21 protein-coding genes are annotated in these 25,018 nt (G+C 45.3%); 2 read left to right on the forward strand and 19 right to left on the reverse strand.

Features of this window, described 5'->3' with window-relative positions:
- Window positions 1-14: 14 nt before the first annotated feature.
- From NQ489_RS09845 to NQ489_RS09930, 18 genes are all read right to left on the reverse strand, one after another.
- The gene (locus NQ489_RS09845) at window positions 15-395 is read right to left on the reverse strand and encodes a biotin/lipoyl-containing protein (protein WP_015524870.1); all 381 of its coding nucleotides are present in this window, start codon (window positions 393-395) and stop codon (window positions 15-17) included.
- Between the two features lie 23 nt (window positions 396-418).
- Window positions 419-1,180 carry an OadG family transporter subunit gene (locus NQ489_RS09850; protein WP_021650514.1) on the reverse strand — a complete coding sequence of 254 codons (762 nt, stop codon included), beginning with the start codon at window positions 1,178-1,180 and terminating at the stop codon, window positions 419-421.
- A gap of 13 nt (window positions 1,181-1,193) precedes the next feature.
- On the reverse strand, window positions 1,194-2,630 hold the full coding sequence (locus tag NQ489_RS09855; RefSeq protein ID WP_021650515.1) for an acyl-CoA carboxylase subunit beta: 1,437 nt from the start codon (window positions 2,628-2,630) through the stop codon (window positions 1,194-1,196).
- A 141-nt stretch (window positions 2,631-2,771) separates the two neighbouring features.
- The gene (locus tag NQ489_RS09860; RefSeq protein WP_044960808.1) at window positions 2,772-3,995 is read right to left on the reverse strand and encodes a D-alanyl-D-alanine carboxypeptidase family protein; all 1,224 of its coding nucleotides are present in this window, start codon (window positions 3,993-3,995) and stop codon (window positions 2,772-2,774) included.
- 112 nt (window positions 3,996-4,107) lie between these two features.
- Window positions 4,108-4,905, reverse strand: coding sequence for a zinc dependent phospholipase C family protein (locus tag NQ489_RS09865; protein ID WP_044960811.1), 798 nt, complete (start codon window positions 4,903-4,905; stop codon window positions 4,108-4,110).
- Between the two features lie 73 nt (window positions 4,906-4,978).
- On the reverse strand, window positions 4,979-5,548 hold the full coding sequence (gene scpB, locus NQ489_RS09870) for an SMC-Scp complex subunit ScpB (RefSeq protein WP_021650518.1): 570 nt from the start codon (window positions 5,546-5,548) through the stop codon (window positions 4,979-4,981).
- 23 nt (window positions 5,549-5,571) lie between these two features.
- On the reverse strand, window positions 5,572-6,357 hold the full coding sequence (locus NQ489_RS09875) for a segregation and condensation protein A (protein WP_021650519.1): 786 nt from the start codon (window positions 6,355-6,357) through the stop codon (window positions 5,572-5,574).
- Between the two features lie 9 nt (window positions 6,358-6,366).
- On the reverse strand, window positions 6,367-7,173 hold the full coding sequence (locus NQ489_RS09880) for a metallophosphoesterase (protein WP_021650520.1): 807 nt from the start codon (window positions 7,171-7,173) through the stop codon (window positions 6,367-6,369).
- A gap of 1 nt (window position 7,174) precedes the next feature.
- The gene (locus NQ489_RS09885; protein WP_021650521.1) at window positions 7,175-8,209 is read right to left on the reverse strand and encodes a molybdopterin-binding protein; all 1,035 of its coding nucleotides are present in this window, start codon (window positions 8,207-8,209) and stop codon (window positions 7,175-7,177) included.
- Between the two features lie 87 nt (window positions 8,210-8,296).
- Window positions 8,297-9,484 (reverse strand): D-alanyl-D-alanine carboxypeptidase family protein, encoded by a 1,188-nt coding sequence (locus tag NQ489_RS09890; protein WP_021650522.1) that lies wholly within the window; start codon window positions 9,482-9,484, stop codon window positions 8,297-8,299.
- 108 nt (window positions 9,485-9,592) lie between these two features.
- Window positions 9,593-11,614 (reverse strand): GGDEF domain-containing protein, encoded by a 2,022-nt coding sequence (locus NQ489_RS09895; RefSeq protein WP_021650524.1) that lies wholly within the window; start codon window positions 11,612-11,614, stop codon window positions 9,593-9,595.
- A 158-nt stretch (window positions 11,615-11,772) separates the two neighbouring features.
- On the reverse strand, window positions 11,773-15,057 hold the full coding sequence (locus tag NQ489_RS09900; protein WP_044960813.1) for a SpaA isopeptide-forming pilin-related protein: 3,285 nt from the start codon (window positions 15,055-15,057) through the stop codon (window positions 11,773-11,775).
- Complete coding sequence (locus NQ489_RS09905) at window positions 15,054-16,277, reverse strand: hypothetical protein (RefSeq protein WP_021650526.1); 1,224 nt, start codon at window positions 16,275-16,277, stop codon at window positions 15,054-15,056. Before NQ489_RS09905 ends, NQ489_RS09900 begins: the two co-directional genes overlap by 4 nt.
- Window positions 16,274-16,858, reverse strand: coding sequence for a hypothetical protein (locus tag NQ489_RS09910; protein WP_021650527.1), 585 nt, complete (start codon window positions 16,856-16,858; stop codon window positions 16,274-16,276). The genes NQ489_RS09905 and NQ489_RS09910 overlap by 4 nt, the downstream gene beginning before the upstream one ends.
- Window positions 16,855-17,502: a TasA family protein gene (locus NQ489_RS09915; RefSeq protein WP_015524856.1), complete on the reverse strand. Its 648-nt coding sequence runs from the start codon at window positions 17,500-17,502 to the stop codon at window positions 16,855-16,857. The genes NQ489_RS09910 and NQ489_RS09915 overlap by 4 nt, the downstream gene beginning before the upstream one ends.
- A 2-nt stretch (window positions 17,503-17,504) precedes the next feature.
- The gene (locus NQ489_RS09920) at window positions 17,505-17,984 is read right to left on the reverse strand and encodes a signal peptidase I (protein WP_021650528.1); all 480 of its coding nucleotides are present in this window, start codon (window positions 17,982-17,984) and stop codon (window positions 17,505-17,507) included.
- Window positions 17,985-18,466: 482 nt separating this feature from the next.
- Complete coding sequence (locus tag NQ489_RS09925) at window positions 18,467-19,360, reverse strand: M14 family zinc carboxypeptidase (RefSeq protein ID WP_015524854.1); 894 nt, start codon at window positions 19,358-19,360, stop codon at window positions 18,467-18,469.
- 77 nt (window positions 19,361-19,437) lie between these two features.
- Window positions 19,438-19,971: an iron transport-associated domain protein gene (locus NQ489_RS09930; protein WP_021650529.1), complete on the reverse strand. Its 534-nt coding sequence runs from the start codon at window positions 19,969-19,971 to the stop codon at window positions 19,438-19,440.
- Window positions 19,972-20,120: 149 nt separating this feature from the next.
- On the opposite strand from NQ489_RS09930, the gene NQ489_RS09935 reads away from it, so the two are divergent.
- Both NQ489_RS09935 and NQ489_RS09940 read left to right on the forward strand, forming a co-directional pair.
- Window positions 20,121-20,963, forward strand: coding sequence for an ABC transporter ATP-binding protein (locus tag NQ489_RS09935; RefSeq protein WP_021650530.1), 843 nt, complete (start codon window positions 20,121-20,123; stop codon window positions 20,961-20,963).
- Window positions 20,964-21,017: 54 nt separating this feature from the next.
- Window positions 21,018-21,749, forward strand: a complete 732-nt coding sequence (locus tag NQ489_RS09940) for an ABC transporter permease (protein ID WP_021650531.1) — start codon at window positions 21,018-21,020, stop codon at window positions 21,747-21,749.
- 90 nt (window positions 21,750-21,839) lie between these two features.
- On the opposite strand, the gene NQ489_RS09945 is transcribed toward NQ489_RS09940, so the two are convergent.
- Window positions 21,840-24,914 carry a hypothetical protein gene (locus NQ489_RS09945; RefSeq protein ID WP_021650532.1) on the reverse strand — a complete coding sequence of 1,025 codons (3,075 nt, stop codon included), beginning with the start codon at window positions 24,912-24,914 and terminating at the stop codon, window positions 21,840-21,842.
- Window positions 24,915-25,018: the final 104 nt, after the last annotated feature.

Here is a 25,018-nt window from a genome sequence, read left to right on the forward strand (position 1 = left end):
TGTCTACCTCCTGTTTAGTTCATTGTTGCAAGAGTATCTCCATTTTCAACGGCAGCACCCTCTGCAACATCGATGCTGGCGATTGTTCCGTCCTGAGGAGCAACAACCGGGATCTCCATCTTCATGGACTCAACGATCACTACGCTGTCACCAGCTTTTACGCTCTGTCCAACAGATGCAACGATTTTTACAACTTTTCCAGGAACGGCTGCGGAAACTTTAACAGAACCTGCGCCTGCTGCCGGAGCTGCTGCCTTAGGAGCTGCTGCCGGAGCTGCCTTAGGAGCCGGAGCTGCTGCTTTTGGTGCTGCTGCAACTGGAGCTGCTGCGTTTCCGTTCTCTTCTACAGTAACTTCATATGCTGTTCCGTTAACAGTAATTGTATAACTCTTCATTTTAAAATCCTCCTAAATAATGATTATCTTTTTCTGCGGTTGACTTTGCGGATGGAACGTACTACGAATCCGTCTGTGCTTGTTTTGCCTTCAGAAGCAGCGATCGCTGCGGCGATCACGGCAATAAGCTCACCATCATCTGTCACATCCTCAACAGCAGGCTCAGCAACTGGTGCTGCAACCGGAGCCGGTGCTGCGGCTGCCGGAGCCGGTTTGCTCTCTTTTTTCTTTCCTTCCACAAGTCCGGGAATATATTTGAAAAGAGAGATCACGAAGATCAGGAATACCAGGATCACAAATACTGTTCCGAGACCCATCACTGTATTCATCGCTGCCTTCTCCATGTTCTGTGCCAGTGTATAATTCACATCAACTGTAAGAGAAGTCGGGGTTCCTGATTTATCAAATACATAAGTGAAATTCGCTTTGTTTTTCTCGAAGGATACCGGAACAACAACGGTATACTGATCATCGGAATACTCCACTGTGATATCTTTCTCATCAATATCACCTTTTTTCTCACCAAGCTCTTCTCTGGAGCCATCCCATGCACTTGCAGCACTCTGTGTGAAAGCATCCTCTGATTCCAGATATCCCTGGATATCATCCTCGGACATTGCGATGATCGCATCCGTCAGGCCCTTGGTTGTTGTGACAAGCTGACTCTTTACAGAATCATCAATCTCATCAGCAGCCCATGCAGTAGCTGTGCATCCAATCAGAAGTGCAGCTACGCAAAGAAGTGCCATGCAGACAGAAGAGATCTTTTTATAAAACTGTCTCATACGCTCACCTCACTTAGACTGTTCCATGCTTTTTGGATGGACGGTCTTCCCTTTTTGTGAACAGCATCTCAAAAGCACCGATTACATATTTTCTTGTATCTTCTGCTTTGATCACAGTATCCACATATCCTCTTGCTGCTGCAGATGCGATACCGTTCTGGAGTTCTTTGTACTCAGCTGCCTTCTCATTCAGTGTAGAAGCGTCAGCTCCCTCATACATGATCTTTGCTGCAAGGGAAGCATCCATCATACCGATCTCAGCTGTATCCCATGCATAAACCATATCTGCTCCGACAGATTTGCTGTTCATGGCAACGTATGCAGTTCCGTATGCTTTACCAATTACAACATTTACCTTCGGTACAGTCGCAGATGCAAAAGCATGTACCATCTCACCTACGGATTTAGCCATCATCTTCTCATTGCAGAGTGTAGCTTTAAATCCTGTTACATTAGTAAGAGTAAGTACCGGAATCTCAAAAGCATCACAGAATTTTACGAAGTCTGCTGCTTTTCTTGCACCTCTTGCAGAAAGAGTTCCGTCGGAAATCTCTGTCTTATTGCCATCAGCATCGTAAGATTCGCTTCTGTTTGCAACAGCGCCAACGGTAGCTCCGTTCAGACGAAGGAAGCCTGTTACGACATCCTGGCCGTAAGCTGCCTTTGTTTCAAAAAACTCACCATTATCAGCGATTCTTGAAAGCGCAATAGCTGTGTCGCCTGTGCAGCCTGCAATATCATCACATACTCTGTTCAGGTCATCTGTGCATTCCTTGAAGCTGTCATTGTCTTCATTATTCTCCGGAAGCATGCTGACCAGTGTACGGATCTGTCCAAGGATCTCCTCTTCTGTTCCGATGCCGTCAACAAGTCCTGTCTCCTCACTCTGGAACTGTGCGGAAGCTGAATCGCATTTTTCCACTCTGTTTCCTTCCAGTGCATTTGGAGTGTTTACAAACAGTCTGCCCTTCTTCTCCTCTACAAATGTAAAGTCTGTAAGAGCCGGTACAACTGCCATTCCACCGCCGCATGTTCCGAAAACAGCAGTGATCTGTGGAATAACACCGGATGCCAGTGTCTGTTTCAGATAGATCTCACCAAATGCCTCAAGTGCATCGGTAGCCTCCTGAAGACGAAGTCCCGCACAGTCTACAAGACCGATAACAGGTGCTCCAACTTTCAGAGCGAGATCATAAATTTTGGCGATCTTTTTGGCATGCATCTCACCAACTGTTCCGTTCAGTACAGATGCATCCTGGCTGTATACATACACCAGACTGCCGTCAATCACACCATATCCGGTGATCACACCGTCTGAAGGTGCTTTTTTTTCAGTCATGTTGAAATCTGTAGCTCTGGCTGTGACAGCCTGTCCGATCTCAACAAAACTGTTGGCGTCAAGCAGGGAATTGATCCTTGCAGCCGCTACGCTTTGTGTCGCATTACTCATTATACTATGCCCTCCATTTTTTTATTAATATAACCAAAAATTCAGCCGAGTATAATTGTACCTTTTTTTTGCAGAAAATTCAATACTTTTCGTCACGAACGTTAAAAAATTAACCCCTGACTTATGCCAGGGGTCGCTAAATTAATGGAAATAATCCTTAAATACTTTATCCACATACCATTTATAGGTAATTCTGTCGATTTTGTCATCGGCGGTTACAAGGCAGGAAAGGAGTTCTTTTCCGTTGAGCTTTGCATGGAGTGTACCGATCTTCTGGTTTTTCTGTATTGGTGCCGGGAGCTTATCCGGAAGCTCCGTTTCCCATGTGATCGTTTCTGTTTTTTTCAGAAGATATCTTTTCTCACGATCTTTTTCAGAAAGTACTGCGTGTATTTTCAGCATAACCTGTTTGGGAGGATATCCGGAACGATCGGACTTTTGCGGATATGGATCTTCTTTTCCCGGTGCTGCTTCTGTTACCGGGATCTCAGGCAGCTGCGGAAGCTCCGGCAGCATCACATACTGATAATTTTCCCTGCCATAGGAAAGAAGCTTCTTAGTATCGCTCCATTTATAATTTTTATTTCCGGGCCATCCGCATCCCAGAAGAGCCACGATAAATAATCGCTCGTCCTGTCGGACTGCGCAGACATAACAATATCCGGCATTTCCTGTAAATCCTGTTTTTCCGGAGATCACTCCTGTTTCCATATCCAGGAAAGCATTGGTATTATGTACCGAATAATGCTTTTTTCCTGAGATATCCGTGAAAGTATAATCTCTAGTCTGGGTAATATGGACAAATGTTGCATTTTTTATTGCATACGCCATGATCAAGGCAAGATCCCGGGCTGTTGTATGATGGATACCTCCTTCATCTTCTCCATCCAGACCATTGGGTGTAACAAAATGTGTGTCCTTACATCCCAGCTCTTTTGCTTTTTCATTCATCTTCTCTGCAAAACCTTCTACGGAGCCGCCGATATGTTCCGCGATGGCCACGGCGGAATCATTATGGCTTTTCAGCATCAGTGAATAGAGAAGATCCTCCAGATAAAACTGCTGGCCCTCCCGCATGCCAAGACGTGTCTGTGGCTGAGATGCCGCATTCCCGGAAACCTGTACGTAATCATCTCCCCTTGCCAGCTCCAGAGCAAGAATACAGGTCATTACCTTTGTGGTGCTGGCATTCGGCCGTCCCTTGTATGCTTCTTTTCCGTACAGCACACGGCCGGTCTCCCCATCCATGAGAACTGCAGAAAGTGCATATAGATTTTCGTCATCTGCCGCCTTTACCGGAAAGATCTGACAAATAATAAGGACCGCTGTCACCAGCACGACAGCGGCCATACGCCGTTTGCTCATAATGCATCACCCCGTACACGGTTCATATAACTGTTTACAGTAACTGTTATATTTAATTTTATGCGGGGATAGCATTCAGATATCACTTGTATCTATTGTCTGCCGGGATCGATCATCCGTTAAAGGTCAGATCCCATCTGTCAGAAAGATGTCCTGGCCTGACTGCAAGTGCAGCAAGCTCTTCCAGCATATCCGGCGCCTTGGCAAGTGCCTCTTCCATCAGACTGTCCAGCTTAAGAAGCTCCTCCCTACAGTCGATCTCCGGCTCCGGGCTCATAAAAAATTCGGTAATAAACGCAGATATCTTTTTTCCTGCGGGGGAAAGGGCATGTTCCGAAAGGCGTCTCTTCCTTCCTCCATCATCACATACCAAAATACAGGTGAATATCTTCATCATTTTCAATGACAGATAAATGTTCCAGGTACGGATCGCCGGCAGTACCTGGTGTATCGTCCATGCACTGAGAAAACTGGCACGGATCCCATGCGACGGATAAAAACGCAATGGATCTTTGCCGGTTTCATACATCAGCATACGGTCAAATTCCTTCTCAAAGAGCGTATGTGAGATTTTCCCCTCGGCAGCTACCTGATTGACGTAAGGATGACAGGTAGAATCCAGGATATAATGACATCCGAACCCCAACAGGTAAGCCATCAGTGCAGGATTTTTTTCCTCCCGGACCTTCGCCATGCCCTTTTCAAAGAATTCTCTTGCTTTCCGTCCATGCATCTGCACTCCGTACTGTGTCACCGGATTTTTGGATATAAAATAATAAAACAGGATATCCGGACCATGCTGTCCGATCCGGTACAGATTTCCGTTGCTTCGGATCAGATGCTGTAATTTTGCGGAAAGTTTCCGGTAAACCCTTTTTCCAAAAAGATCATGTGCGTATGTTGTGGGCATTTTCGTCACTCCTCTTCTGTTTTCTGATCTGTCCGGCAGGTCCCGGTAAACCGGCATCTGTCCGTGTTATTTGTTATACGTCCAGCTTCAGCTGGATCTCTTCCTCTGCTTCCGCCTTGAAATCCTCCAGCTGGACCGGATCCATTTCCGGAAGGTCTTCCAGCCCATGGACACCAAAGCAACGCAGAAATTCTTCGGTGGTTCCCAGGAGGATCGGGCGACCCGGAGCATCCAGACGTCCAAGTTCTCTCACCAGATCATAATCCATCAGCTTATTGATGGCATGATCACATTTTACCCCTCGGATCTTTTCGATCTCTGCTTTTGTAACGGGCTGTTTGTAGGCAATGATCGAAAGGGTCTCAAGCATAACGTCTGTCAGCGTGGGTTTCTTTGGCTGCGCTGCGATCCGGATAAGAGAATCATAGTATTCTTTTTTTGTACAAAGCTGAAAGGAGTTTTCGAGCTCTATGATCTGGATCCCCCGCTCTTCTTCCTGATAACGGATCATCATATTTCGGATGATATTTTCCGTTGTTGTCGGATCCTGACGGATCGCTCTGGCAATACGGGGTAATTCCACAGCTTCTCCCATTGCAAACAGGATGGCTTCGATTTCTCCTTCAATTCGTTTGATTTCCACTTATTGTCCTCATTCCTACTATATTATTCATCTGCGAACTCTGTCAGATTCTTCCATGTGTCCGGATCCGTGATAACTTCCACATGAATATCATCAAAAAGCTCTTCCTGTTCTGCATGAACATGTCCCATCTTCATCAGTTCCAGAATCGCCAGAAAGGTCACGATCAGCTGTATTTTGGAATGCTGGTTTTCCATCAGCCTGCGAAAGCTGAATTTCCGGTGCGCTTTTGCATATTCCTTCATTTCCAGCAATTTATCGGAAAGTGATATTTCCTCTTTTTCAATCCTTCCGAATTTACTTCGGATCGGATCGATCTTATTTTCCTGTCTGCGGATCAAAGCCTGATAGATCGCACTCATCCGCTCCAGTGTCAGACCCCGGAGAAGTTCCTGGGGATCAGACGGTGGAGTATACTGCAGCACTTCTTCCGGAAGATCCTGTTTTCGGTAATAAACCCCTGCCGCATCTCCAAGCCTGTCCCGTAATTCATAGGACATATATTTGTACATCTTATATTCCAGCAGCTTCTGCACAAGCTCTGCTCTAGGGTCCTCCTCTTCTCCTTCCTCATTCACTTCTTTCGGAAGAAGCATTTTACATTTGATATCCAGAAGAGTAGCTGCCATGACAAGAAATTCACTCATGATCCCCAGATCTTCTTTTTCCATGGAATGCAGATATTCCATATACTGATCTGTGATCTCCACAATAGGAATATCATAGATATCGATCTTGTTTTTGTCGATCAGGTGAAGCAGAAGATCCAGAGGGCCTTCAAATACATTCAGCTTAACAGATAATGCCATAGGGTTTCCTCATTTCATTTTTTCGGAAGGTTTTATATCGATCACCAGCAGTTCCCTTGGATTATGGATCCGAATGGGGATGGTATGTTCTCCAAGTCCAGCACTGACGATCATATGCTGATCCCCTTTGTGAAAGTCTCCGCAGCAAAACGGCGGGAGAAACAGATATTGAGGAGATGAAAGGCCGTAATGTTCGCTGAGACGGACAACGCCTCCGTGATAATGTCCGGACAGGATCAGATCCGCGCCCCATTCAAAATAGGTTTTTCCGTATTTCGGATTATGTGCCAGCAGGATCTGCATCCCTTTATCTTCAGGTTTTCCGATCATTTCTTCCATCACTTCTTTTTTTAGCTTCGGTGATCTTGGTTTGTGATAATATTCGATGGGAAGCTCCAATCCCCAGAAACAGAAGTGTTCTCCCTGCAGGACCATATCTTCACGTCCGTTCCTTAAAATATGCACACCGGCTTTTTTCAGTGCTCTTTCGTATTTTGCATAATATGGCCGGTATTCTTCGGAAAGGAACATTTTATATTCATGATTGCCAAGTGCATAATACACGGGAAAATCTCCGGCAAGCTCTGTCAGCAGCTTACATGCAGTTACCAGAGTATTCGTTTCTGTGCGTACAGCCATGTCGCCGGCAGAAAGGATCACGTCCGGGGCAAGCTTTCGGATCGTCTCTGTCAGCCGGATATTGTCTTTTCCGTAGGATATTCCGTGAAGATCTGCAAGAAGAATCATCCTCACGCCCTGTGGAGCATGGATCTTGTCCGTATGGATCTCATATTGTTTGATTCTGAATTTTTTCATATTATTTTCCAAATCCGCAGTTCGGGAAAGTACAAACCGGACAGTTCAGACATAGTCCGCCTTCTCCCAGCGCGGCAATCTCCTCTGCCTTGATCTCATCATCTGCCATCACTCTGGGCAGGATCAGATCAAATACTGTTCTTTTTGCGTACATGACGCAGCCCGGAAGTCCAAGTACCGGTATGGATCTTCCGTCCCGCTCAAGATATGCCACAAGCAACATAGCTCCTGGAAGTACAGGTGCTCCATAGGTTATGATCTTTGCTCCGGTATCCCGGATTCCACCTGGAGTACGGTCATCAGGATCCACGCTCATTCCACCGGTACAGAAGATCAGATCTGCCCCTGCATCTGCAAAAGAAAGAATAGCCTTTGTGATCTCTTCCTTATCATCTCCCGGCATCACCTGGCCTGTCACTTCTGTCGGAAACCCGGAAAGCTTTTCCCGGAGTACCGGTGTGAAGGTATCCCGGATCAGTCCTTTTTTGATCTCACTTCCGGTTGTGACGATCCCTACTTTTTTATGCTGGTAAGGGAGAATGTCAAAGATCGGAAGGTTTCCTGCTGCCCTCTCTGCTGCATCCATTTTCTCTTTCTCGATCACAAGCGGAATGATCCTGGTTCCTGCAACCTTATCACCTTTTTTTATCGGAAAATCGCCATGTCTGGAAGCAATCATCATTTCTCCCAGAGAATTCACAGCCACAAGTGCATCACGACGTATTTTCAGAATACCATCGATCTTTGATACCACCTCGATCTTACCTTCTTTGATCTCAGTTCCATGTACTTTGGAAGAGTTTCCGGCACAGATTTTGTAAAGGATCTCTGCAGCTTCATTTTCGTGAAGAATCCCCGGTTTTTTCTCCCACACAAAAAGGTGTTCTTTTCCTACAGAGAGCAGCAGTGGTATATCCTCTTCTTTCACTACATGCCCCTTTTTGAAAAGAACGCCTTTTTTCTCATCTTTTATGATCTGCGTGATATCATGGCACAGAATGTGTCCCACTGCATCTTCTGTTCTGATCTCTTTCATCCAAAATCCCTTCCCTGTTCTGTTATTTCTTCAATCCGTTGTATTATACATCCAGTCTGCCCTTTTTGTCAAAATATGTTGCAGGCATCACAAAAGAAATGCCTGACAGGTTCTTTCCAGCCAGTCATGGTATCCGGCCTTTTTTATTGTTTCCCCGTACAGGATATCCAGACTACCGATCTTTTTCCCATCCTGATAGTATTCCTGTGCCCCTGCTTTCTGCCCTTTTTTCACCGGCGCACTTTGTTCTTTGGGAAGGATCAACTTTTTCTTAACATTGTCAGGTTTCGTTCCATCTGTGCTGATATATCGGAATTTCCCTCTATATACAAGCGGAACCTGCTCTTTGACTCCTTTGCGGAGCTTCATAGGTTTCAGTGGCTCCAGAGCATCATCCAGATACAATGTGCATTTAGAAAAGCCGTAATTTAAAAGAGCTGCTGCATCCCGGAATCTTGTTTTCGGGTCCGGTGCGGCCATCACTGAGGCGATCAGTGTGATCCCATTTCGTTCTGCCACAGCACTGAGACAGTATTTTGCAATACTGGTGCTGCCTGTTTTAAGTCCCATACACCCCTCATAGCTGCGCAGCAGTTTATTTGTGTTGGTCAGTGTAAATTTCGAGGAGCCTTTTCTGGTAACATGTGTGATATCCTCCATCCAGACAGATGAATATGTAAGAACTTCCGGATATCTGCTGATGAGCTCCCTGCTCATAAGTGCAATGTCATAGGGAGTTGTATAATGCTCCTGTGATTCCGTCAGCCCGCAGCAATCCACAAAATGAGTATTTTTCATTCCAAGATCCTTCGCCCTCTCGTTCATCCTCTCCACAAAGGCTTGTTCTGTTCCCGCAACATGCTCCGCCATAGCTACGCTGGCATCATTTCCGGAAGCGATCACAATACATTTGATCATGGTTTCTGCAGTCTGCTTTTCCCCTTCTTCCAGAAATACCTGAGACCCTCCCATGGATCTGGCATAAGCACTGGTGGTAATGCTATCCTCCAGATGCAGGGTTCCCTCACGGATAGCATCAAAGATCAGGATCAATGTCATGATCTTTGTAATACTGGCCGGGCTTCTTCGGGTGTCAGGATCCCTGGAATAGATCACGGTACCGGTTTCTTTTTCCATAAGGACTGCACCCGGCGCTTCGATCAGCTGCTGTGCTTTTCCACTATCTTCCGTTTCTCCCCTAACACCAACGGGTGTCAGAGCCAGGCATAAGACTAAAATACAGATTAAAAGACTTTCCGGAACACTTCTGTTCATAAGCTCACTCCTGCCGCAAACATCTCTGTTCTATTGTAAAAGCTTTCCCGAAAGATTATTCCTGAAATTCTGAAAAAGCATAGATTCTGGTCCGTATTCCTGTATCTTTCACTCTGCATCGCTTTGCTTTTTCAGTTCTTCGTCATACAGCTTAACACCTGTTTCACAATTTCCAGCAGCATATTTTCTTGCATAATTCGCTGCATCGATCGCCTCAGATGCATTGTTACATTCTTTGGTGATCAGATAGATCCCAGTGCGGACACAGAGCTCCATATCCGGATATTTCTCTTTCATCTGCCGTAAGAACTCCTGATTGGTCTTTAAAACAGATGTTTCCGGATCAACATCCATATCACATGGAGTGAAAAGGATAAAATGATCAGAGATCGCCCTGGTAAAATATACATCCATATCTGTTTTTAGAACGCTTATCACATACTCAGAAAACTGCCGCAGGATCTGATCTCCCACACGATATCCGTATTTTGCATTAATACGTTTAAATTTTTCAAAATCGGTATATATCACTGCATGTCCCGGCCCGTAACCTCCGATCAGCATTTTCTCCACATTTTCGCGAAATCTTGAAAAAGAAGACAATCCGGTAAGCTGATCCCGTCCGGATTCTGCAGCAATGCTACGATAAGCACTGTTAAATGCTTGGTTCTTGGCATAATGCGCAGAAATGATCTTGGTCACTTCTCCCAATAGCTTACGATCTTCTCTGGACCAGAGCCTTTTTTCCTGGCAGGTCACGTATGCAATGGCCCCTGTATAGCTTCCCTCACAGTACATGGCAGCACAGACTACGGTTTTTGCTCCGCACTGTAACACATTCTTTCTTCTCTGTTCCGAATATTCAGCCAGATCATTCTCCTGAATCACCACAGTACCATATTCATCATTGTGGCGAAACAATGTGATAAAATCACTTTTTGAAAAATGTATCTCATCTATCAAAAGCCTGTATTCTTCTTCCGAAACCCATTGAAAAACCCTGTTTATTTTCTGCTCTGCCACCTTGGTATGCAGGACTGTGATCCGGTTAAGCCGGAATTTCAGACCGATCACTTTCATCAGAAGTTCAATCGCTGCCTGAAAGCTGCTCATTTTTTCAAATATTTCAAATGCAGTAGAAACAATATCATTATGAAGATATCTGGCATCTATCTCAACACCCTCGTATAATTCCTGCTTTTCCTCTGTCTTATCCTCAAAACGTCTCAGATTATCACAGAAAGCATAGCGGTTTTTTCCATTTTTCTTTGCCTGGTAAAGTGCCCAGTCTGCATTTTCAAAGAGCTGCTGATATGTATATCCGGAAACATTTTCCGGAAGAAAGCAGATCCCCACACTGCAGGTTGCCAGATACGTGGTTCCCGGAAATTTAAGTTTCTGCACTTCCCGTATCAGTTTTCCTGCCTTTTTCATGATTGCTGCATGGCTGATATCCTTCAAAAGGATCACAAATTCATCGCCACCCAGACGCATGATCACATCATTAATGTCGAACAAAGCCACAAACAGCTCCGCAAAACGTTTCAGGACTTCATCACCGAACATATGTCCGTAAGTATCATTTACATTTTTAAAATAATCTACATCAAGCACCATCATCCCGCATCCTGCATAGGGATTTCTGGATGCAAGGTATTCATCGATCAGTTCTTTTCCGAAAAAGCGGTTATACACTCCGGTCAGAGGATCTTTCTGGGCACGTTCCTCAAGAAATTCTTCCTGCAGCTTCTCCCTGGTGATATCTCTGGAGCTTCCTATGAAATAATGATATCCGGTAATTTTATCCTGTGCTATAAATCCCCGTACTGTCAGAAGACTCGCATTACCGTCTTTATTGATACACCGCACTTCTATCGTCCCGCCTTCCCGGGATGTCAAAAAATCCGTCAAAAACTTCCAGTCGTCTTTATAAACATTGCTGTATTTCTGTCCACTAGTCTTAAAATCCGTAATATTTTTTACAGGTCTCAGGTATTCATCCAGACGTTCATATATGTCCGTCTCCTGACAGTACTGAAAAAGCTTCAGTGTAGTATTTCGATAAATGCAAGCGTATTTTTCCAATGTATCCCGAATATCAAAAATAGGATTTTTTTCATCTGTTTTCATTCACGACCTCCCAAAGGGTTCCTGATCTCACAGTATTAGTGAAAGTATACCATATCTTACTGTATATATGTAGTTCTTTTATTTCTTTTTACAGTTTGTTTTTTACTATATAAAATACGCAGCTAAGGGCAGGATTACTCCTGCCCTCCTGCCTTTTTTCATGAAAATGATACGGGTATGGTATTTTTTATGCTGTCATTATGGGAATATCGGTCATATCTGGATTTTTCATTTACAAAGGTCAGCGATGCAGTTTTGTTTTCCGTTGTCAGAGCAGCCGTACCGGAAGCAATCTTCCGGGGATCTGTACCATATGCAGGTGCAGCGCCTTTTATGATGCGGACATTCTCTGTATTTGCTCGTACATCTTTCAGATAGTAGCGTAGTACCGGTTTTTCCCAGACCGTATACTGCCCCAGCGGGATATTCCTGAGAGTGACCGATAATGTTGCATAGCCATTTTTATCGGTTTCATAGCTTCCTCTGGTAAAGGTCACATAATCCTCATATCTGTGAGGATTTCCGGATAGATCCGTACCTTCTGCCACAAAGGAAAAGGTTGGATTTCCATGAGCCCAGGTAATATCCTCCTCTTTGATCTTTTTTATGATGGTGATATTTCCCAGCGGAAGTGTTACCGGAGTATTCTCTGCTTTCAGATCCACAGTATCCGTATCTGTATTTTCTTTTTTCTGGAAGATTACCTCCTTTTCGTATTTGCCTGTATAGTTTTCCGGATTTTTTGTTTCCACTACTTTGAACCTTCCCTGATTAGCATCTGTAAGCAGCAGCTCTTCCGTAGAGTACCATCCGGTTTCTACGTCAAATTTCAGGATGCTCTGCCCGCCCAGGTCATTTTGGTAAGTCTGCTTCCCTCTATTCCACTGAAGCACGGTAAATTCCGCATCTTCCAGAACTTCCCCGGTATAGATATCTGTTTTTCTCAGACGGATCACCCCTGTATATTCCTTTTCCTTTTCATTGACAACTTCAAAGGAAAGGCGTGCATCCTTGTCTGTGATATCTACCATTTCTTCCCAGCTTCCTGTATATCCGGGCGGAGTCTTTGTTTCCACGATCTTATATTTTCCCTCATTATCCGAGGTCTTTAAAAGTTCTCCGCTTACATAAAGTTCGCTGGAGCTGTCATAATCCAGAAGTGTTCCTTTTTCTTTATAGGCTTTTTTTGCTGCACTGTATTCATAAAGTGTAAATTCCGCACCTTTCAGGATCTCACCGGTTTTCGCATCGATCTTACGAACTTCAATCCTTCGTTTTTCAGTCTGGTAGTTCACTGCTTCAAACAGAAATTCCTGCTTTTCTCCCGGCTTATCCAGCGTAAAATTCTTCTGCCAGTTTCCGGTGTAATTGGGAGGAGATTTTGTCTCACGCACACGGAATTTTCCCTGATTGTCTTCGGTATAATTAAATTTCCCGGAGTTATAGGTACGCTTCTGTCCATCATAAGTCAGTTTTTTTAAGGTTACGTAGGCTTTGCTTTTTTTACTCCACTGATACAGGGTGAATTCAGCTCCTGCCAGTGGATCGCCGGTATTTCCGTCTTTCTTTCTGATGGATACTGTTCCGCTGATATCCATGATATCCGTTACGCTGACGGTTGTCGTCTTTCCGCCGGTTACTGTAACATTTTTGATAGCGGTGTTCAGTTTATAGCCTGCAGCGGCTTTCGTTTCTTTCACATAGTATTTTCCGGGAACCAGTTTTGAAAAAAGGATCTCTCCACCGGCGTTTGTTGTTCCGGTTGAAACCTTCTGATCCTTACTGTACATAGTACGATATCCGGAGGTCAGAGCTTCTGCTGCAAACAGTCCGTACTGCGCTCCCTGGATCAGTTTTCCCGTGTTGGGTTCCTTCTTGACCAGCTTTGCATTGCCGTAAACCGATGGCTTTACTGAAAACGAAAGGCTTCCTCTTGTTCCCTGGTATACGTAAGCGCCAAAATCCTGTACTCCATCTTTTCCTGCCTGGGCACTTCCGTCAACCAGGATATAGGAAACCGGCTGAAGCAGCATTTTGCAGGAAAACTTCTTTGCTGCAGATGCATTTAACGGAAAGATCAGAAAAAAATATGCCCCATCCTTCAGACTCAGGCTTGTCCCCGACATCATTTTGGGATTGGTTTTGTGAGAATTATAATCCGCTGCACTTGTCCAGTAGGCCAGCTGCCATTTTTCTGCGGCTCCTCTTGTTATGGTGATCCCGTTCCCTGCTTTTGCTCCATCTGTTACTTTCATAAGAGTACTCATCTGAAATCCGTCCTTCATACTGTCCGGAACAAAGGGAAAACCTGCAGGTCTGCTTCGGAATACACTTAACGGGATCGTCTTTCCGGATGCTGCTGCCCAGGAACCGTCTTCGGAAACATAAACGGCTGCCTTGTTTCTTGCAGGGATCGTCAATGTCTGGATCTTATCGATCAGGCGGTTTATCCCTGTATGTTCTACTTCTGCTGCTGTGGCATATCCACAGTCATTAAAGTATACCTTTGACAGCGCAATATGCGTAAATACATAACGGTTCTGCCATTTTGACCAGTCTATGTGACTGCAGGAGGGGTCGTATCCGGTTCCCAGATCCCCCGGTCCTCCGTAACCAAAGTACAAAAGCTTCTGGATCACAGAATTAGTCAGTGCTTTTACTGCCTCATTCTTCAGCGTCATACTGTCCAACCCATCCTGAGTTGCTTTCAGGCAATACAGAGGTGAAACCTTTTCCTCTCCTGTATCATCGATATAATGTACAGAGCGATACGTACATCCCATACGAGTTTTATTTCCGGAACCAAGAAAATCATTGGCAGCTGTCCAGATCTCATCGCAGTAAACCCTGGTCCAGCTGTCCAGATAATACTGGGACGGGGAAAGTGCTGTAGCTGCGATAGCATCCTCTCCTTCAGAGATTACTTCCGCACTGCCAGCTTCCCGGAACTCCCCGGGAAGTGCTGCAGAAAGAGCAATGATCTCTCCGTTTTCGATATCCTGGATCAGTTCCTGATCCTCTTCACTTTCTCCTGTAAGGATTTCCGCGTTTTCTTCCGTGAATACAGTAAATCCCGGATCCTCTGTCTGCTCCGTTATCTCTGTCAGAGCTATATTTTCTCCTTCTTTTGAAGCAGCTTCCGGTTCTTCTTCCGGTTCGATCAGCTCATCACTGTCCGTATTTTCAGTATTATCTTTACCTTCTTCAAAAGCTTCCTCCACCGTTTCCGGTTCAGGCAAGGCTGTCGGAACCGGCATTTCAGCCTCCCCAGGCTGATCTGTTACCGGAATGTCCGGGGCCTCCTCTTCTTCCTCCGGTTCTGTCTGTTCCTGCTGCGGATCTGCTGATACCGAACTCATATCTGCTGCAGGACTGGCCGAAACCACAAGAGAAGAAGCTGTGATCATCAATGCCATCCATGCACCGATCATTCTTCTTTTCAATTTTTTCGTCCTCCTTTCCATAGCGTCAGACTGCAGGTAAGCAGCGCTATAACGGCCATCAGTGCAAACAGGATCACAGGAGATTCATCTCCTGTCTTCACTGGTGTCGTCCTTACCGAAGAGCTGTTATTTCCGGAAGCTCTTTCTGTGGCTTCTTTCCTGTCATTCCGGCGTGGGACGAGACTGGTTTCCACCGTCTCCTGATCCTCCTCCACAGAAAAGATCCATTTCACATCTGCTGCCCGAAGAGCATATAAATTATCCAGCTCTGCCGGAACCGTAACCTCAAATCTCATGTTTCCTTTTTCTCCGCTGGAAAATTCCCCCAGGGACACGGCTTTATTGAGAGATGCAGCCAGAAGATCCCCGGAATACAGCTTTTTATCATTCATGGTGATCACCAGCTTCAGCTTTTTCAGAAATTCCTGATCCTTTACCGATTTACATTCCGGTGATGTGCGGAAGAAGATCTCTGCTGCATGCTCCGTTGTATTACGGATCTCTACAGAATCATGAAAAACATCTCCCGGCATTGCCGTGGAAAATCCGGAAAAAAAGTCTTCCGGAGCCGCGATCAGTTTGTGCGCATTTCCTTCAAACTCCACCTTCAGATCCACCGGACTTTTTTTCTGAACCACAAGACCATCGGTATCGTGGATACATCTTAAGATCTTCTGATTTCCCCAGGGTGACATGGCACGGAAATCCGGTGCAAAATTTGCCGCCTGGACAGCATCCGCCACGATGGTGATCCCCAGCTTCTTATCCTGGTAGGATTCATCCCATTGGGATGGTACAGTCACACCGGTAAAAATATCCACGCTGTCTCCCTGTTCCAGCTTCCTGGTATAATAAAAATACTCTCCCTTCCGGATCCATCTCGGTGACATTCCTGTAAGATTCCTGTCATCCAGACCATCCAAACCTTCCAGATCATCTGTATAAGAGATCTTCACCCTTACCCAGCATGGCTCTGAGTGATTGGTGATCCTGGGGATCTTGGATATCTCATCTCCCGGAAGAACGATCCGGCGATCCTGATATTTCATTTCTCGGCCGTCCTTTTTTTCCAGTTCCCGAAGAGAAATATTGATATCTCCCACTGATATGTGATTGGTCACTGTCACGGAATCTGAAAATCTGGCATAAGCAGCCGTGCACGCCAGGATACTGCCTGCCACAGCAGCACCTACCAGCAGGGCTTTAAGGTGTTTTTTCAAGCATTCCCCCTCCTTTCTGCCTGAGCAGAAACCGGATCTGAAAAATACCTCCACGCACTTTCATAATCTGAAAATCCTTCTGCCTGTACAGCTTCCTCATAAACATTGATCTCAAAATCTTTAATGCTGTCCCTATAAGTATCATCGATCTTTTGGGGATCGATCTGAAATCCGGTACACAGAGGAGTTGTTTTTTCACCCTCGGATATTTTTTTCCGGTAGTAATAATAGCCGTCCTGACTGTTATACACCCAGTTTGCCGTATCCAGACCTGTTAATTTCACGCCTCTGCCGATATCGTCATTGGAGTAGGAAAGGGACATCCTCACATAGCAGTCTGCCTGGAACCCTTTCACACTGCCGGAAAAATTTCCGATCCGGATCTCTTTTCTGTAGGACGGACCATTCTCCATAGGCGTAGGTGTAGGATCCGGAAAATCTTCCTCGATCTCCGTTGTCACATACCCCACTGCAGCAGAATTTATCTTTTTTTCGAAGTCTGAAAAATACGCCGCAGTCCCTGTTGCGCACAGGAGCCCTGTTGTCAGGAGAAGGAAAACGGGTCTTTTTAATTTATTCATTTCGTGACACCACCGGCCTGTCCTTTATTCTGATTTACATATTTCTGGTAAGCAGCAGTTGCCTGCTCCAGAACCGTAGTCTTGTCATCCCCGGTATTGGTAGCCTGGATCGCATAAGCCCGTACCGGCATATCGATCTGCTGTGTATCCAGCTGACCTTCGATGATATTGGCAAAGGTTACTGTATCAAAAAGAGTTGTAGTCTTTGTTCCCGGCTTCAGGATGTGGTTATATGCATAGGTGTAGACCATATTCTGCCCCACTTCGGTCCGCTCCAGCTGTGTCCAGTCCTTGTTTTTGGTGAAGCTGAACAGCTCTGTTTTTGCAAGCGCATTCCTGGTACCATCCTTGGCTACTGTGATCACATTTCGGACCGGAACAGAAACTTCCAGATAGACAAATGCTTCATTTACTCCTTTATTTGCTACATAGGGGTCCTTCCGGATCACCTGAGTAGGAACCAGATCTGTATTGTCCTCCGGTTTCCAGTTAGGCTCATCCAGGTCGATATCCACTTTTCCTACGGTAAAGCTGTTGGTTGCCGTTTCAAAATCCGTGAGATATGCAGCTGTTCCTCCGGCTGCCAGTGCAGTGATCACAGCAGCAAGTGCGATTCCTTTTACCAGTTTTCTGTTTTTCATCATGATTAAATTCCTCCCTGTATTTTTTTCTTTTTTGGGGTATATGCCAGATCAAAGAGTACTGACAGACATGCCGCTATGCAAACTGCGGCAAAAGGGATCCGGGCTTTCAGAAAATGGATCACGTAGCCCAGATAAGGCAGGTGAAAGACTACCCGCCCGATGATCTGTGACGCCTCTGCGGGAACAGGATCTTCTGTCTTGTTGGCGTCACCTTTTGTGATAAAGATGTCCTTTTCTTTTTTAACCACTCTGTGGGTGACAACGGTATCTCCGTTATGAAAAGTAATGATATCTCCCTTTTTCGGAGAAAACTCTCCTTCCTTTGTAAAAACCACAGCTCCGGTTGGGATCTCAGGTTCCATGGATCCGGAATAGACCACATAGGGCCGGATCCCGAAAAGTCCGGGAATAAGAAGCACCAATGCCATCACCAGCATCAGTCCCAGAACTGTGTTGCCGATACATCGAAAAAATATTTTCATTCCTGTATTCTGTTCTACATACGATATTTGATGATCACTTCCCTCTGCAGGGAAAGAAACAGTGTTCGGATATCAGGAAAATTCCGGCGGAGACCTGCCCCACATAAATTGAGCCATAAAAAAGTCCTCCCTGTATAGCAGTCAATATGGCAATTCGCAACATGCTCCCATCACTTAAACTCACAGATTTTGAAGTGAGGACAAGCATGATCAAAATAATAATACAGCAAAAATACTGAATGGAAATTATTCGAGCAGATATGCTCAGATGTGCAGTTCCTCTCATTACTTACAGAGGTGAAAGATTCCTGCGACATTTGTTAAAAAAGATTTGTTTCAGATGATATTATTATAGGGTCCACAGATCCGGAAGTCAATCAAATTCGTCCGACAGGATTCGACACTGGTTTCTCAGCGGGTATGTCTGTCACCCTATTTTTCATAAGCTGACAGACCCTGCATCCGTGCAACGCCAGATTTTTTTACAGCTGTACCAGAGAGTAAATATATTCCAATGGAAGCAGCATCAGATCACGGATTTCCCGTTCTTCCTCTTCTTTATTTCCGGAATTTACCGGCAATTCGATCCGGAAAGCCGGCTGGCGGATCATTTCTCCGTAATACTGTTCCGGCCTGCCTGTGCTCCTTCGCCCGTTCTGCGCTTCTCGTTCTATTGCAAGCTGCTCCAGCTTTCCCCTGGTACATTTTTTTAGGTGGCGTGCAAGACGGTAGCATCTCTGACCAGTGGAAAAATTCTGATCCCGCCGATAATAAACCACCTTTTTTCCATATCCGCAGAAAACCAGCAGGCCACGTCCTCCGTATTCCTGAAAGATCCGGATCAGTGCACGTGTCTCATTTTCACTGGCAGGCTGCTGATGGATCTTTTTTCTGCTGCAGAAGGTAGTAGGAAAATTCCGTGCAGTATCCATTCCTCTTGCATTTCCCTCGAATTCATCGCAGGGAACATCCTGCATTTTCAGCATCTGACGGAAAATGGGATTTCGCACAGTATTGTAGCCCTTCCGGCAGATCTCATATCCATCCGGATTGACCACCGGTATGATACAAAGCCTGGTCTGATCCAGGAGCTTTTTTACCTCATAAAGCTCGTCCACGGTCCAGTTGCATTCATATATTCTGCAAAGCTCCAGTGCCATCCTGGTAAGCCTGTCCGTCATCTGTCCATCCGTTCCGGAAAAACCGGCCACACAGAAAATACAGGCATCTCCCTGTCCGATCTCCAGCATAGGGATCATCCGGTCATCGTGGCTTTTTCCGATCACCCGAAACTGTGTAAAGCTGCTGTAACGCCTGGCTGCCTCCCACAGTGAATAATAAATTGCTTCGTAGGTTTTATCCTGTACTGTATCCATGATGTTCCCTTCCTTCCGTCTTTATACATGTTCATTATTATGTATATTATGCGAAAGGGCATAAAAAAAGAACCGGTTTAACACCGATTCCTTTTGTTTACAAAATAATTCAGGATACCGCCGCCGATGATGATCACCAGCGCAACTGCAACCACTCTTTTCGCTGCCTCCTGAGGAAGCTGGCCCTTGGAGCCAATGGAAGCCTCATAAAAGGTCAGCGTATAATCGATCTCATGCGGGGCGCCCATGGCCAGTGTATCTGCGATCACTTCCATCTTATCATCCAGGGCAGTTACCGGGACAGTAAAAACAGAATTTCTGCCTTCCTCGCTCTCATTGAGATATTTTTCCCCATCTACGATCATATAATCATAGTTGGAGCTGCTCCACTGGAGCCGTGCATACATCTTCCCATCCTTTACCAGCATCAATGTGGGGGAAGAAACGCTGGCCTTTCCGCTTCCGCCTTCCAGCTCCACCTGTATGGAATATTCTCCGTCCTCCAGATCTGTCTTCACTGCGTTCTCTCCACCTGCAGCCAGAACCTGTATCGGGCATAGCAGCAGCATAGTCAGAAGAAGCAGCATTATTGTTCTCATCCTGTGTTTCATGGTTTTCTCTCCGTTTTCTATTTTTCCTTCGTATCACTATAGCACAACGCCCCTTTTCTGTAAAGAACATCTCAGAATTGTTGAAATGTCTCTTCTTTTCCAGTATAATAGAGTGAAATTTGCATACAAACGAAAGGAAATGAACAGAGATGATCGAAACAAAAAATCTCACAAAAAAATTCGACAGTTTTACTGCTGTGGATTCTCTGGATCTTCGCATAGAAACCGGCGAATTTTTCGGTCTGCTGGGACCCAACGGTGCCGGAAAGACCACCACGATCAGTCTGCTTTCCACTCTGCTCCTGCCCACAGAGGGCGAAATCCTCATTGATGGGCAGACACTTGGACGCAACCGACCGGATCTGAAGCGCAAGATCAGCGTGATCACGCAGGAATATTCCATGCGCCAGGATATGAACATGGACGAGATCATGGAATATCAGGGCCGTCTTTATTTCATGCCACGAAAAGAGATTAAACGGAAAACTGAAGAGCTTCTGGATTTCTGTGGACTTCTTCCCTTCCGCAAGCGGACTGTAAGGAAGCTTTCCGGTGGTATGAAACGAAAGCTTATGGTATGCCGGGCACTTCTCACAAGTCCGGAGATCCTTCTTCTGGACGAGCCCACTGCAGGTATGGACGCGCTATCCAGACGACAGATGTGGAATCTTCTCCGTCAGCTGAACGGAAAAAATCTGACCATTCTTCTGACAACCCACTATATGGAAGAGGCACAGTCTCTCTGCAACCGGGTAGCACTTATGGATCACGGAAAGCTGGAGGAGATCAATACTCCATCGGGCCTGATCGACGGCCTGGGCAAATACACCGTAGATCAGGAAACACCGGAAGGGGCAAAAAGCCACTACTTCCACAGTCGGGAAGAGGCCATCTCTTTTCTGTCCTCTCTGGACGGACAGTGCACCCTTCGTGAGACAACTCTGGAGGATGTTTTTGTGGAGCGCGCAGGCAGGCATCTGATGCAGCGATAAGCCGGCGTCAGCCACAGTTATCTTATAATTTAACAGAATGGACGATGAATTATCATGGGAATACTTACTATTTTATGGGAAAAATGGGTGGAGTTCCGAAGGGATTTCTATAAGATCACGCTGGCGGCCATGATCGCGCCGCTGATGTATCTGATCGTTTTTGGAATGGGGATCCAGACCTCCTCACATGGAGAGCCTTATCTGAATTTCCTGATCCCTGGTGTAGTTTCACTGACTACAATGAACGGAAGCTTTAATGCTATCGCACAGAATCTGAATGTACAGCGTCTTTACGAGAAAGCCTTTGACCAGGTTATGATATCTCCGACACCTCTGTGGCAGTTTATTGCCGGACAGATTATCGGAGGCAGTCTCCGCGGGCTATATGCAGGAGGGATCATTCTTCTTCTGACTATGCCGATCGGAACCGGTCTTGTGTTCAACGGATGGTCATTGCTGGTGATGTTCCTCAACGGTGCTGTATTTTCAGCCATCGGCGTTGTGGTTTCTTTCCTTGCCAAAAACCATGCGGATGTACCTCGTTTTTCCAATTATATCATTATGCCAATGGCTTTTTTGTGCAACACCTTCTTCTCTACAGAGAAGATCCCGGGCTTTCTTGGGAATTTTGTAGCTGCTCTTCCACTGTCACAGACCAGTCATCTGATCCGTACCATTGCTTCTGGCGGTGGAGTCAATTACCTCAGTGTCCTGATCCTGACAGTCTATCTCATTGCATTCAGCATTGCAGCTTCCTGGTTTATCTATAAGAAAAAAAATCTGTAAATTTTTCTTTACAAAAAAATCACCGGCTTTCCTGTTCTTTCGGAAAACCGGTGATTTTTTGTTTCTTATGCTATTCTGGCTATTGTGCGTTTAAATATCTTTTTTTCTTCTTCTCACAATCACATATCCACCTGCAAGAAGTGATGCCACTGCCAGTGCGGACATGGTTCCGACCGGTGAGTTATCAGCTGTTGATACTGCGTTCTTAGATCTGGTTCCGTTGCCTCCGTTGGAGGATGTTGCAGATGCCTCTCCTGTTATGGTTGCATCCGGATCAGAGCCTGTCTGACCGCCGCCATATGAACCGTCTGCTCCCGGAGTTCCGGTAGGTGTCAGTTTTGCAGATTTAAACTGATATACTGCAGATTCAATGGTATCTGTCTTCTGCCACTGACCACCGGTATAGACGTATTTCTGGAAGAATACATACAGGTTGTATGTAGCGTCTTTGTTGATTCCCTTGCCGGAACCAATCTTCCATGCTGTATGCATCTGGCTCTGGGTTGGGTTTGCAGCTGTACTCCAGTAAACCGGAACCCACTTCACATCACCCTCATTTGGATCCTGATTGGTTGTTCCTGCACCGATCACAGTAAATTCATAGAACTGATTCGGATAGAACTGAATTGCCTCATCCAGTCCCTGTACTATGCTCTCTTTTACATCCGGGATGTATGCATTCGGTGTGTCAGTCGGAGTTGGATCTGCAACTTTCGGTCTGGAATCTTCTTTAAATGCTATTTTCAATGGATTCGTCAAAACACCATTTTTATCTTTGATCTGGATATAAAGATCAATTGGGTTGTCAGAATCTAAATCCTCAAGACCGATATTAAATTTCTTATCAGCAGTAAATGTTATCTGTTTTCCGGTAGATGTAAGATCTTTCGGAGTGGCAGATGTGCCATCACTGTTACGAGAAACCCATTTATAATAACAGGTACCGCTCTTATTCGAAATAAGGGTAACATTCGCAGATGTATGGTTGATCCATGAAAAGCCAACCCATCTGACATTTGCCGGACGCTTAGCTTCATCCAATGTAATCTTCTTTGGTGTACTTACAGTTCCGTCAGTTCCTTTGATACTCACATAAACATCAATCGCATTGTTTGCATCCAAATCTTTCAAACTGATCGTGAAATCCTTATTTGCGGAAACCTTTGTTCCTTTGCTCATTTTATCAACTGTCGGAGCTTTGGAACCACGTTTTACCCATTCATAATAGTACACACCTGCTTTATCAGAACGCATAGTTACAGTCGCAGATGTATGACCTTTCCATTTGTAGCTTACGTTGGAAATCTTCGCAGGTGTTTTAGCTGTTTCTTTCAAAGTAACAGTTGCAATCTTGGTCACTGCTGTCTTTGATCCATCTTTTGCTACTACCTGCACATAAAGATCAATCGCATCACCTTCCAGATTTTTCAGATCAATCTTACAATCTTTTTTTGCGGTGACCGCAATCTTGCTGTCTTTAGTTGTAATGGAAGGTTTATCCGCTCCCTTTGCCACCCATTTGTAATAGCATGTACCACTCTTATCAGACTGAAGAACTACTTCTGCAGTTGTTGCAGTTTTACTTTCTGCGCTGATTTTTGTAACCTTTGGTGCTGCCGGTTTCGGATCAACTGGATTCTGTGCCTGTGTTACTGCAATATCCTTCTTTACACCTTCACCAACAATGGCGTTACCACTTTCACTTTCTTTTACCCATACATAAAGGTCAATAGTCTTGTCTGTGACCTTGGTAAGTTTCAGGGAAGTAGTTTCTCCTGCCTTAACCGTTCCACCTTCTGTAGCTGTCTCGATGGTCGGAGCTTCCGCACCTTTTGCAACATATTTATAGTAATATGTACCTGCTTTATCAGATGTGAAGGTTACAGAAACAGTATTTGCTTCTTTACTTGTAGGATTATCAATATTAACCGTTGGAATGTTGGAAACAAGCAGACCTGTAGCTGTATTTATTCCATAACTCTGGTCGCCTTCATAGCTCATCGCCTTAATTGCCTTTGCAAATGCATCCGCAGCTAAAGATTCAGGCTTCTGGAAAACTGTATAGTCAACTACCGGATTCTCTACGGAATATCCAATGTTCTGGTTCTCAAATGCACCGACAATGATGATACTTCCTGCACTCTGATCCTGCTTTCCTAATACGATATTGGATTTTACGTTCTTTTCTGCGCTTGTATAGTTCTCGATGATCTTCGGTTCGTCTGCTGCAGCATCCGTTCCATGTTCCAAAGAAATCGTACCTGTGCTGTAAACAGCTCCGCCTGTAGATACATTATCTTTGATCTCTCCACCTGTAATTACAAGTTTACCGCTGTTTTTAACTGCCGCACCTGCTGCAGTAGAAACATTCTTGGAAAGGGTAACACCTGTCGTCATCACAAATTTAGCGCCAGCTTCTACGGAAACAATCGATCCATCGACTGCAGTTTCATCGTCTTTCTTACCTTCAACAGAAAGTTTACCGATTTCTGAGGAGCCGTCACCTTCATTCTGTGTCATGGACAAAATACTTCCTGCACTTACTTTGAACATATCTCCTGCAACACTTCCACGTCCAACTACAGTTGTAGCATTTGTTGCACCAAAAATTGCAATATTTTTATTGGCAGGAACGGTAATAGTATCTGTGAGATTAAACGATGCACTGATCAGAATCTTATAAGCAGATGTATATAGATCACTATCATCAATAGATCCTGCAAAATCAGGTGCATTATTAATCGCTGCCTGAAGTTCTGCCGCAGTAGTAACCGTTGCATCTGCCGCAGTAGTTTGCTGCTCCTGCTGCGCCTCTTCCGCCTGAGCCTGAGCTGCTGCCTGTGCCTCTGCTTCCGCCTGAGCCTGGGCTGCTGCCTGTGCCTCTGCTTCCGCCTGGGCCTGGGCTGCTGCCTGTGCTTCTGCCTCTGCCTGGGCCTGAGCTGCTGCCTGGGCTTCGGCCTCTGCCTGAGCCTGGGCGTCGGCTTCACTCTGTGACTGGTCATCCACAGCCGCTCCGTCATCTGGTGTTTCTGTATTCTCGTCTGCAGTCGGTGCTTCTGCCTCTGTTACCGCTCCGGTATCTTCAGCGGCAAACGCTGCGGCAGGTGCCATTCCAACAGTCATGGAACCTGCAAGCAGGACTGCAAAAAGCTGCTTTTTTTTCATTTATAAGTCCTCCTGTTATGAGTTAGTCTGTTTAAATCCAATTACAAAAAAGTATAGCACAACACTTCAAAAAAGTAAAGCGGACCAAAGAATCCGCTTTACTG

Origin of the sequence: Blautia sp. KLE_1732_HM_1032, assembly GCF_025147905.1 — a bacterium.
GTDB classification, from domain to species: Bacteria; Bacillota; Clostridia; order Lachnospirales; family Lachnospiraceae; genus Blautia_A; species Blautia_A fusiformis.

What these genes read in the sequence shown, in the direction of transcription:
- NQ489_RS09845 (WP_015524870.1), bottom strand. Translation starts at nt 395, where the DNA reads ATGAAGAGTTATACAATTACTGTTAACGGAACAGCATATGAAGTTACT.
- NQ489_RS09850 (WP_021650514.1), bottom strand. Translation starts at nt 1,180, where the DNA reads ATGAGACAGTTTTATAAAAAGATCTCTTCTGTCTGCATGGCACTTCTT.
- NQ489_RS09855 (WP_021650515.1), bottom strand. Translation starts at nt 2,630, where the DNA reads ATGAGTAATGCGACACAAAGCGTAGCGGCTGCAAGGATCAATTCCCTG.
- NQ489_RS09860 (WP_044960808.1), bottom strand. Translation starts at nt 3,995, where the DNA reads ATGAGCAAACGGCGTATGGCCGCTGTCGTGCTGGTGACAGCGGTCCTT.
- NQ489_RS09865 (WP_044960811.1), bottom strand. Translation starts at nt 4,905, where the DNA reads ATGCCCACAACATACGCACATGATCTTTTTGGAAAAAGGGTTTACCGG.
- NQ489_RS09875 (WP_021650519.1), bottom strand. Translation starts at nt 6,357, where the DNA reads ATGGCATTATCTGTTAAGCTGAATGTATTTGAAGGCCCTCTGGATCTT.
- NQ489_RS09880 (WP_021650520.1), bottom strand. Translation starts at nt 7,173, where the DNA reads ATGAAAAAATTCAGAATCAAACAATATGAGATCCATACGGACAAGATC.
- NQ489_RS09885 (WP_021650521.1), bottom strand. Translation starts at nt 8,209, where the DNA reads ATGAAAGAGATCAGAACAGAAGATGCAGTGGGACACATTCTGTGCCAT.
- NQ489_RS09890 (WP_021650522.1), bottom strand. Translation starts at nt 9,484, where the DNA reads ATGAACAGAAGTGTTCCGGAAAGTCTTTTAATCTGTATTTTAGTCTTA.
- NQ489_RS09895 (WP_021650524.1), bottom strand. Translation starts at nt 11,614, where the DNA reads ATGAAAACAGATGAAAAAAATCCTATTTTTGATATTCGGGATACATTG.
- NQ489_RS09910 (WP_021650527.1), bottom strand. Translation starts at nt 16,858, where the DNA reads ATGAATAAATTAAAAAGACCCGTTTTCCTTCTCCTGACAACAGGGCTC.
- NQ489_RS09915 (WP_015524856.1), bottom strand. Translation starts at nt 17,502, where the DNA reads ATGATGAAAAACAGAAAACTGGTAAAAGGAATCGCACTTGCTGCTGTG.
- NQ489_RS09920 (WP_021650528.1), bottom strand. Translation starts at nt 17,984, where the DNA reads ATGAAAATATTTTTTCGATGTATCGGCAACACAGTTCTGGGACTGATG.
- NQ489_RS09925 (WP_015524854.1), bottom strand. Translation starts at nt 19,360, where the DNA reads ATGGATACAGTACAGGATAAAACCTACGAAGCAATTTATTATTCACTG.
- NQ489_RS09930 (WP_021650529.1), bottom strand. Translation starts at nt 19,971, where the DNA reads ATGAAACACAGGATGAGAACAATAATGCTGCTTCTTCTGACTATGCTG.
- NQ489_RS09935 (WP_021650530.1), top strand. Translation starts at nt 20,121, where the DNA reads ATGATCGAAACAAAAAATCTCACAAAAAAATTCGACAGTTTTACTGCT.
- NQ489_RS09940 (WP_021650531.1), top strand. Translation starts at nt 21,018, where the DNA reads ATGGGAATACTTACTATTTTATGGGAAAAATGGGTGGAGTTCCGAAGG.
- NQ489_RS09945 (WP_021650532.1), bottom strand. Translation starts at nt 24,914, where the DNA reads ATGAAAAAAAAGCAGCTTTTTGCAGTCCTGCTTGCAGGTTCCATGACT.